This is a genomic window from Streptomyces sp. SID9727 (assembly GCF_010550605.1).
In the GTDB taxonomy this organism is placed as follows: Bacteria; Actinomycetota; Actinomycetes; order Streptomycetales; family Streptomycetaceae; genus Streptomyces.
Genome location: NZ_JAAGNI010000210.1, coordinates 1 through 5,403 on the forward strand (window position 1 = coordinate 1; position 5,403 = coordinate 5,403).

Here is a 5,403-nt window from a genome sequence, read left to right on the forward strand (position 1 = left end):
AGGGCTACGGCTACCCGGGCGGCCCGCAGCCGGCGTTCGGCGGCCAGCAGCCGGGCCAGCCGTACGGCGCGCAGCAGCCGGGTCAGCCCGAGGCGCAGAAGGCCCCGGCGGCCCCGGCGGCCGGTGGCGGTGCCGGCGACTTCACTCCGTTCTGGTTCGCGGTGCCGGTGGCCCGCCAGCTGTACAGCGAGGACGGTTCGCAGGCCCCGATCGCCGAGTTGGCGCCGGGCACCTGGTACCTCGCGGTCGAGCAGCGCGGTTCGTCGCTGATCGCCCAGACGCAGGACGGCCGCCGCGGCGTCCTCCAGGACACCACGGGCATCCAGCGCGGCTGACGCCCGCACCCCGTCCGTCACAGCGGCCCCCCGCCCCTTCCGGGCGGGGGGCCGTCGGCGTACTCGGGGCTCAACCGGCCGCGCGCTTCGGGATCCGGCCCTGCCGGGTCCAGCGCAGCAGCTCGTCGGCCGTCCAGGTGGTGACCACGCGCTCCGGCGGGACCCCGCACTCCTCGGCGCGGGCGCAGCCGTACGCCTGCCAGTCGAGCTGGCCCGGTGCGTGGGCGTCGGTGTCGACGGCGAAGAGGGTGCCCGCCGCCACGGCCCGCCGCAGCAGCCGGCGGGGCGGGTCGAGCCGTTCGGGCCGGCTGTTGATCTCGACGGCGGTGCCCGCCTCCGCGCAGGCGGCGAAGACCTCGTCGGCGTCGAACGACGACTCGGGGCGGCCCCGGCCGGTGACGAGGCGCCCGGTGCAGTGGCCGAGGACGTTCGCCTGCGGATGGCGGACGGCGGCGACCATCCGGCGGGTCATCGGGGCGGCGTCCATGCGGAGTTTGGAGTGGACGGACACCACGACCAGGTCGACCTGTTCGAGCAGGTCCTCCTCCTGGTCCAGGGAGCCGTCCAGGTTGATGTCGCACTCGATGCCGGTGAGCAGTCTGAACGGCGCCCACCGCTCGTTGAGTTCGGCCACCTCGGCGAGCTGCCTGCGCAGCCGCTCAGGGGAGAGTCCGTTGGCCACGGTGAGCCGGGGCGAGTGGTCGGTGAGCACCGTCCAGTCGTGGCCCAGTTCCGCCGCCGCGCGGCCCATCTCCTCGATGGGGCTGCCGCCGTCCGACCAGTCGGAGTGCGTATGGCAGTCGCCGCGCAGCAGCGGGAGCAGGTGCTCGCCGCCCTCCGCGAGGGGCCCGGCGCTCGCCGCCTCGGACTCCAGCCGGTCCAGGTAGCCGGGTGTCTCCCCGGCCACCGCCTCGCGGATCACCTGGGCGGTGCGGGGGCCGATGCCCTTGACCCGTTCCAGCGAGCCGTCCGCGACCCGCCGCTCCACCTCGCCGCCTTCCATCGCGGCGACGGTGCGCGCGGCGGTGCGGAACGCCTGGACACGGTAGGTGACCGCCTTGCCGCGCTCCAGCAGGAAGGCGATCCGCTCCAGGGCCCTGACCGGGTCCATCGGCACCTCCTCACGGGACGGGACGGTCGGCGGCCGCCCCGTCCAGCTTGGCCCAGCCTGGCCGGGCCCGCACACCGGCCGGGCCCGTTCCGCTCAGCCGAAGGTGGTGCGCTCAAGCCAGGTGTCCAGCAGTGCGGCGTCGCCCAGCACCTCCACCCGGTCGCTGCCCGGGGCGAGGCGGCGGTTGACGACGAGCATGACGTCGGTGAGCGGCCCGCGCAGCGCCGCGTCCGCCTTGCCGTGCGCCCGGCGCCAGGTGACACCGTCCGCGCCGAGCTCGATCAGCCATTCGGCGTCGGGCGCGTCGGTGGCGTGCAGGTGCAGGGTGCGCCCGTCCCTGGGCAGCTCGGCGGCCCCGGGGCGGTCCAGCTTCTGCGCGAACACGACGATCTCCAGCCACTCGTCGAGCGTGTCCGTCGCCAGCTCGGGCGTCATCGTGTACGGGACCTGCGCCGCGAGGGCCGCGTCGGCGAGGTGGACGACGGTCTCGATGGCCATGCGGCGGGCCCAGAAGCCGGTGCTGTGCTCCCAGGCCCAGGCCCACACCTCGACGTCGGGCCCAGCCTCCCGGAGGGCCTCGGCGGTGCCTGCGGCCCCTTCCGCCAGCCAGAGGTCGAGGGCGGCGGGGTCGTCGCTCCCGGGGCTGTTGTCCGGCACCTTGTCCTCCGCCACCGCCTCGGCTGCCCGGGTGCGGACGATCTCGCCGACCCAGCGGTGGGCGCGGCCGACGTGCTCGGCCAGTTCGCGCAGGGTCCAGTCGGGGCAGGTCGGCACGGTCGCACCGAGGTCGGCGCCCCGGAGGGCCGCCCTCAACTCCCCGGTGAGCCGGACGATTTCCTCGCAGTAGCGCTCGTGCGTCAGAAGTCCCATGGCCGCACCCTAGTGCGGCATGCCCGCGTTCCACATGCGGTTATCCGCCCAGCTGCGAGGTGGACGGGACCTTGTCCTTCACCTCGGCGCCCGCGCTCTTCCCGGCGTCTTTGATGCCGCTGATGACGTCCTCGAACATGCCGATGTCACCCGCTCCCGCCTCGCCCTTGCGCAGCTTGGTGCCCAGGCCCTTGAGTGAGGCGATGCCCGCGGTGAGCGGGGCGACGGCCTTGGACAGCAGCGGGTCGCCCTTGGCGTTCTCGGTGGCGGCCTTCAGCCGGTTGTAGGCGAAGCCGCCCGCGAGCCCGGCCTTGACGAGGGCGAGGGTGCGCCCGTCGGCGCCCTTCTTGAACTTCCCGGCCCGGTACGGCTTCACGATCCACTGGTACGTGGCGCCCGCGGCGAGCCCCGCGTTGGCGACGAACCTGGTCTTGGCCCACTTCTGGGCCTGGGCCGACGAGGTGGCGGAGGGCGACGCCGAACTGCTCGCACCGCTGTCCTTGTCGTCGCTCCCGCACGCGGTGGCGCCCGCCAGGAGCGCGCAGGCCAGCAGCAGCGCGAGCAGCGGGCGGCGGAGCGGTACGGGACGAAGCACGGCGGACCTCCGTGGCGGGTGGAGCGGTGCCGGGGTCCGGCACTCCCCGCCAGGCTCGCCGCGCACCGGGCAACCCGCCACCGCTGCGCGGCCGTACGAGTCCGGCCGACGTGTTTCGGCCGGGCGGGAGCGGCAAAACGGAGACCATGTCCTACAGCAGAGGCAACGGCTTCACCGCAGCACGTGTCATCGCCCTCGTGGCGGACGTCATGGCCTTCATCATCGGCCTGTGGATCCTGATGTACCTGCTCGACGCGAACCGGGGCAACGAACTGGTCGAGTTCGTGCGGGACACCGCCAGGTGGCTCGCGGGCTGGTCGTACGACCTGTTCACGTTCGACAAGGCATGGGCCAACGTCGTCGCCGGTTACGGCCTCGCCGCCCTGGTGTACCTGTTCATCGGGCACGCCATCGCGGGCCGCGTCCGGCGCTGACGCTCCCCCGTCAACCGCTCAGCCGCAGCAGTCCGGCCCAAGCCCCTTGGGCAGCCGGTCCCCGCCGAACACGGTGGTGGTCGCCTCGTCCCCTCCGAGCGCGGCCACCGCCAGCAGCAGTGAACCGGCCGTCCAGGAGGTGTGCTCCTCGGGCCAGAAGGCCCGGTTCCCCTCGAAGACGTAACCCGTCCAGTACATGCCGCCCTCGGCCCGCAGGTGCTGGACGGACTGGAGGATGTCGAGCGCCCGGTCGGACTCGCCCATCGCCCAGAGGGCGAGGGCGAGTTCGCAGCTCTCGCCGCCGGTCACCCACGGATTCGGCAGCACGCAGCGCACCCCGAGGCCGGGGACGACGAAGCGGTCCCAGCCCTCGTCGATGCGCGCCTTGGCCGCCGCGCCGGTCACGGCGCCGCCGAGGACCGGGTAGTACCAGTCCATCGAGTAGCGGCTCTTGTCGAGGAAGCGCTCCGGATGGCTGCGGATCGCGTGGCCCAGGGCCCCGGTCGCCAGCTCCCAGTCGGGTTGCGGCTCCTCGCGGCGTTCGGCGATGGCGAGCGCGCAGCGCAGGGCCTGGTGGATCGAGGACGAGCCGGTGAGCAGCGCGTCCGTCACCGCCGTGCCGTCCGCCTCCCGCTTCCAGCCGATCTGGCCGCCGGGCTGCTGGAGGCGCAGGACGAACTCGACGGCCGCGTAGACCGTGGGCCACATCCGGTCCACGAAGGCGTCGTCGCCGGTGGCCAGGTAGTGGTGCCAGACACCGACGGCCACGTAGGCGCAGAAGTTGGTCTCCCGGCTCCGGTCGGTCGGCTGCCCGGCGTCGCCGTCGTGGTAGGCGGCGTACCAGGAGCCGTCCGCGTTCTGGTGGCGGGCCAGCCACTCGTACGCGCGCTCCGCGGCGGTGTGCTCGCCGGACGCGTCCAGGGCCATGGCGGCCTCGGTGTGGTCCCACGGGTCGAGGTGGTGGCCGCGGAACCACGGGATGGCGCCGTCCGGACGCTGCACGGCGCGCAGCGCGGCGACGGTCTCGGCGGCCTGCTCGGCGGTGAGGACTCCGGGCAGGACGAGGTGTTCGGTCCGCTCGGGAAGACTCACGCGCCGGCCTCGGCCTCGGCGACGGCGGCGAGGGGCAGGTGCGGCTTGGTCGCGTAGGCCACGAAGCTCTTGCCGACGACCGGGTTGAGCAGCTGCTCGGCGACCCGGGTCAGGGCGGGCTTCTTCATGATGTCCCAGACCAGCAGCTTGTGGTACGCCTTCACCGGCAGCGCCTGGTCGTTGTCGACGCCGAACGCGCACTTGAGCCACCAGTACGGGGAGTGCAGCGCGTGCGCGTGGTGGGTGCCGTACGGCTTGAGGCCCGCGCCGCGCATCTTGCCGAGGAGCTCATCGGCCTTGTAGATGCGGATGTGGCCGCCCTCGACCTCGTGGTACGCGTCGGAGAGGGTCCAGCAGACCTTCTCGGGGCCGTAGCGCGGGACGGTGACGGCGATCCGGCCGCCGGGCCTGAGGACCCGGACCATCTCGGCGAGCACGCCCTTGTCGTCGGGGATGTGCTCCATGACCTCGGAGATGATCACCACGTCGAAGGACTCGTCGGGGAAGGGCAGGTTGAGCGCGTCGCCCTCCATCGCGGTGGCGGTGGCGCCCTCCGGGGCCTCCCCCGCCTCCTTCATCGCGGCGAACCACTTCGCGACCTCGCGGATCTCCTCACCGTTCCGGTCGAGGGCCACCACCTGGGCGCCGCGCCGGTAGCACTCGAAGGCGTGGCGCCCGGCGCCGCACCCCAGGTCGAGCACGCGGTCGCCGGCGGCGAGCGGGAAGCGGGTGAAGTCCACGGTCAGCACGAGTGCCTGCTTTCGCGGTCGGGGGTGGGTCGGGGGAACGGGATCAGGGGCCCGGCGGAAGGTCCGGTATCACCGCCGGCCGCCGGGGCCGGTGGCGGCGCGGGCGGCGATCGCCTGCCGGTACAGCTCGGCGGTGCCGATCGCGGCCTGCTTCCAGGTGAACCGGGCGAGCACGCGCTCGCGGCCGGCCGCCCCGAGCCGGGCGCGCAGCTCGGCG

General features: G+C 73.8%; 6 protein-coding genes and 2 pseudogenes. 2 read left to right on the forward strand and 6 right to left on the reverse strand.

The genetic code is table 11. The features are described 5' to 3' along the window. Positions 1 to 335, forward strand: a pseudogene (locus G3I41_RS13970) (hypothetical protein); the annotation flags it as partial. A 70-nt stretch (positions 336 to 405) separates the two neighbouring features. Here the strand turns inward: G3I41_RS13970 and G3I41_RS13975 are convergent. From G3I41_RS13975 to G3I41_RS13985, 3 genes are all read right to left on the reverse strand, one after another. Further along, positions 406 to 1,446, reverse strand: coding sequence for a PHP domain-containing protein (locus G3I41_RS13975; protein ID WP_164400534.1), 1,041 nt, complete (start codon positions 1,444 to 1,446; stop codon positions 406 to 408). 93 nt (positions 1,447 to 1,539) lie between these two features. Next, positions 1,540 to 2,316 (reverse strand): maleylpyruvate isomerase family mycothiol-dependent enzyme, encoded by a 777-nt coding sequence (locus G3I41_RS13980; RefSeq protein WP_164400535.1) that lies wholly within the window; start codon positions 2,314 to 2,316, stop codon positions 1,540 to 1,542. Positions 2,317 to 2,356: 40 nt separating this feature from the next. Next, positions 2,357 to 2,911, reverse strand: coding sequence for a hypothetical protein (locus G3I41_RS13985; RefSeq protein WP_164400536.1), 555 nt, complete (start codon positions 2,909 to 2,911; stop codon positions 2,357 to 2,359). 146 nt (positions 2,912 to 3,057) lie between these two features. On the opposite strand from G3I41_RS13985, the gene G3I41_RS13990 reads away from it, so the two are divergent. Next, complete coding sequence (locus G3I41_RS13990) at positions 3,058 to 3,345, forward strand: hypothetical protein (protein ID WP_018103415.1); 288 nt, start codon at positions 3,058 to 3,060, stop codon at positions 3,343 to 3,345. An 18-nt stretch (positions 3,346 to 3,363) separates the two neighbouring features. Here the strand turns inward: G3I41_RS13990 and G3I41_RS13995 are convergent, their stop codons facing one another. From G3I41_RS13995 to G3I41_RS36830, 3 genes and pseudogenes are all read right to left on the reverse strand, one after another. Beyond that, on the reverse strand, positions 3,364 to 4,437 hold the full coding sequence (locus G3I41_RS13995; RefSeq protein ID WP_164400537.1) for a prenyltransferase: 1,074 nt from the start codon (positions 4,435 to 4,437) through the stop codon (positions 3,364 to 3,366). After that, positions 4,434 to 5,186 (reverse strand): class I SAM-dependent methyltransferase, encoded by a 753-nt coding sequence (locus G3I41_RS14000; protein WP_164400538.1) that lies wholly within the window; start codon positions 5,184 to 5,186, stop codon positions 4,434 to 4,436. Before G3I41_RS14000 ends, G3I41_RS13995 begins: the two co-directional genes overlap by 4 nt. A 69-nt stretch (positions 5,187 to 5,255) precedes the next feature. Beyond that, positions 5,256 to 5,403: pseudogene (locus G3I41_RS36830) on the reverse strand (glycosyltransferase family 1 protein); the annotation flags it as partial.

Excerpts from the sequence above, each read along its gene's own strand:
- G3I41_RS13975 (WP_164400534.1), bottom strand. The coding sequence starts at position 1,446 with ATGGACCCGGTCAGGGCCCTGGAGCGGATCGCCTTCCTGCTGGAGCGC.
- G3I41_RS13980 (WP_164400535.1), bottom strand. The coding sequence starts at position 2,316 with ATGGGACTTCTGACGCACGAGCGCTACTGCGAGGAAATCGTCCGGCTC.
- G3I41_RS13990 (WP_018103415.1), top strand. The coding sequence starts at position 3,058 with ATGTCCTACAGCAGAGGCAACGGCTTCACCGCAGCACGTGTCATCGCC.